3 protein-coding genes are annotated in these 2,687 nt (G+C 65.3%); all 3 read left to right on the top strand.

Translation table 11 applies throughout. The annotated features are described in order from the left end of the window. Positions 1–533 (top strand): ABC transporter ATP-binding protein (locus IIB36_20480; protein MCH7534115.1); only part of this gene is annotated, 533 nt, incomplete at its 5' end. Then, complete coding sequence (locus IIB36_20475; GenBank protein MCH7534114.1) at positions 526–1,392, top strand: ABC transporter ATP-binding protein; 867 nt, start codon at positions 526–528, stop codon at positions 1,390–1,392. The genes IIB36_20480 and IIB36_20475, both read left to right, overlap by 8 nt. A 7-nt stretch (positions 1,393–1,399) precedes the next feature. Further along, entirely contained in the window at positions 1,400–2,635 is a 1,236-nt protein-coding gene (locus tag IIB36_20470) for an ABC transporter substrate-binding protein (protein MCH7534113.1), read from the top strand. Positions 2,636–2,687 lie beyond the last annotated feature (52 nt).

Genomic DNA, 2,687 nt, shown 5'->3' with positions numbered 1-2,687 from the left:
TAGCCCGGACGGTCCAGAATATCGAGCTGTTCGGGAATGAGAGCACGATCGACAACCTGATGCTCGGACGTCACCAGCATATGACGACCGGGGTGTGGCGGGGGATTTGCATGGTGAATGGCCGAACCAAGGCGGCCCGCGACGAGGGTGAGAACCGGGAGCGGGTCCAGCACATCCTGGAGCTCCTCGATCTCGATGGGGTGAGGGAACGACCCGTGCGCGAGCTGCCTTATGGCACTCAGAAGCGGGTGGAGCTCGCGCGGGCGCTGGCCATGGAGCCGAAGCTCCTTCTCGTAGACGAGCCGTCTGCCGGAATGAACGCCCAGGAGCGTACGGAGCTGGGCGAGCGGCTCAGTCGGCTGAGGGCCGATCTCGACCTGACGATCCTCTTGATCGAGCACCAGCTGCAGCTGGCGATGGGCCTCGCCGACCGGGTCCTGGTCCTGAACTTCGGGAAGGCGATCGCTCAAGGCACACCCGAAGAAGTGCGTCGACACCCTGAGGTCATCAAGGCGTATCTGGGCGATGGGTAATCCGGCAAGCCACCGGCCACCGGCAAGCGACCGGCCAGTCGCCGAGACCCTCCTGAAGCTCGACGGCGTCGAGACGTATTACGGCCCGCTCCGGGCGCTCTGTGGTGTCTCACTCACCGTGGCGCGAGGCACCGTCACGGTGATCCTGGGCGCCAACGGCGCCGGCAAGAGCACGCTGCTCGGCACCATCATGGGCGTGCTCGACGGCCAGCCGCGGCGCGGCACGATCACGTTCCGGGGGGAGCGGATCGACGGGATGGCGACCGAGAAGATCGTTCGCGCCGGCATCTCGTACGTTCCGGAAGGGCGTCGAGTCTTCCCGGATCTCACCGTGAGTGAGAACCTGAAAGTGGGCGCCTACACCGTCCGAGACCGCCAGTCCACACGGCGAACACTGGAGCGCGTCCACGACTACTTCCCGGTTCTGACCGAGCGGCGAAACCAGCCCGCGGGTACACTTTCCGGCGGCGAACAGCAGATGTTGGCGATCGGTCGCGCGCTCATGAACGAACCCGAACTGCTCTTGCTCGACGAGCCCTCTCTCGGCCTGGCCCCGCTTCTGGTGCGGCAGGTCTTCGACATCATCTCGCAGATCCGCGACGAGGGAGTTACAGTCTTGCTCGTGGAGCAGAACGCACGCATGGCCCTCAAAGTGGCCGACGACGGTGTCGTGCTCGAAAACGGAGAGCTCGTCATCTCCGGGACGGCGGCCGAGTTGGTCGACAACGACGAGGTGGAGGAGCTATACATGGGGGCCGCGTCCACTGCGTCCGAGCAGGGGGACGCGTCCACTACGTCCGAGCGAGGAGCACAACGGGGAGCCCAACATGACGTCGATCAAGAATCGCAGGATTCGTAGGAGTCATATGAATCGTAGGAATAGTCGGAGCGGCTTCGGCGGCGTGACCGCGGCGTTGATCCTCGCCGCATTCGCGGGACTCAGCTGTGCGGAGCCGGACGAGGGTGGCGTCCGCGGTGTGACCGACGACACGATCCTGATCGGAACGTGGTCGCCGCTGACCGGGCCGGCAGCGCTCTGGGGTGCGGTCGGCCGAGGTGCCGAGCTCTACTTCGAGATGATCAACGAAGAAGGGGGCATCCACGGGCGGAAGATCAAGTTCATCCTCAAGGACGACGCTTACCAGCCTTCCCGGACGTTGGCGGCAGTTCGAGAGATGGTCGAGCGCGACGGGGTCTTCGCCGTTGTTGCCGGCGTGGGTACGGCTCCGACCAGGGCCGTGCTCGAGTACCTCACGGAGCACGAGGTCGTGATGGTGTCGCCCGCGACTGGGGCAACGCACTGGGCATATCCGCCCAGGAAGTACGTATTTGCCCAGTATACGCCGTATTTGGACGAGGCTGCGGTGCTGGTCGACTATGCGGTCAAAGATCTGGGCAAGACGAGAATCGCGGTCATCTACCAGAACGACGACTTCGGTGAGAGTGGCCTCGTGGGTGCTGAGCTGGCGCTCGAGAGGCACGGACTCAGCGTGGTCGAGGCCGTGTCGGTCGAAGTGCCCGACACCGATCTCAACTCACACGCGGTCCGGCTCCGCGAGTCGGGAGCCGACGCTGTCCTCATGTGGCTGACCCCGCGGCATGCCACGATCATCCACGGCGCGCTCGCCCGGCTGGACTACGAGCCGCAGTGGCTGGTCAGCTCGGTCCTGGCCGACACGGACCTGATGTACGATCTGACCGAAGGAGCATGGGAAGGGGTGATCTTCGCCGCGATCGGTCAACTCGCCAACTCGGATCATCCGCTGACGGAGAAGTACCGACGAGCGGCGGCCAGGCTCGCTCCAGACGAGCGAGCCGGCGAGTTCTTGTTCGCCGGATTCCGGTACTCAGAGCCGCTGGCGGAGGGACTCCGGCGGGCTGGGCGCGATCTGACGACCGAGAGCCTCATCGCGGCCTTGGAGACGCTGGACGGCTGGGTGGGGTCCGGCCCCCCGATCACTTACGGGCCAAACCAGCGCCAAGGCACCAGGGCGATGTTTCTCGCGCGCACCGTCGCAGGTGGGACTGCCGAGAAGCTCACGGATTGGATCGAGTCCGGCATCGACATCGAGGCGGCGATCCGCGTGCTGGAGGGGCGGTAGGGACGGAAGGGCCCCAACGACCGGCTAGCTGACCCTCCTGTACACGACGGTA

Source organism: Gemmatimonadota bacterium, assembly GCA_022560615.1.
Taxonomy (GTDB): domain Bacteria; phylum Gemmatimonadota; class Gemmatimonadetes; order Longimicrobiales; family Gaopeijiaceae; genus UBA1138.
Note: the sequence above shows the minus strand (reverse complement) of the source record. Positions and strands in the feature narration are given on the sequence as shown.

What these genes read in the sequence shown, in the direction of transcription:
- IIB36_20470 (MCH7534113.1), top strand. Translation starts at nt 1,400, where the DNA reads ATGAATCGTAGGAATAGTCGGAGCGGCTTCGGCGGCGTGACCGCGGCG.
- IIB36_20475 (MCH7534114.1), top strand. Translation starts at nt 526, where the DNA reads ATGGGTAATCCGGCAAGCCACCGGCCACCGGCAAGCGACCGGCCAGTC.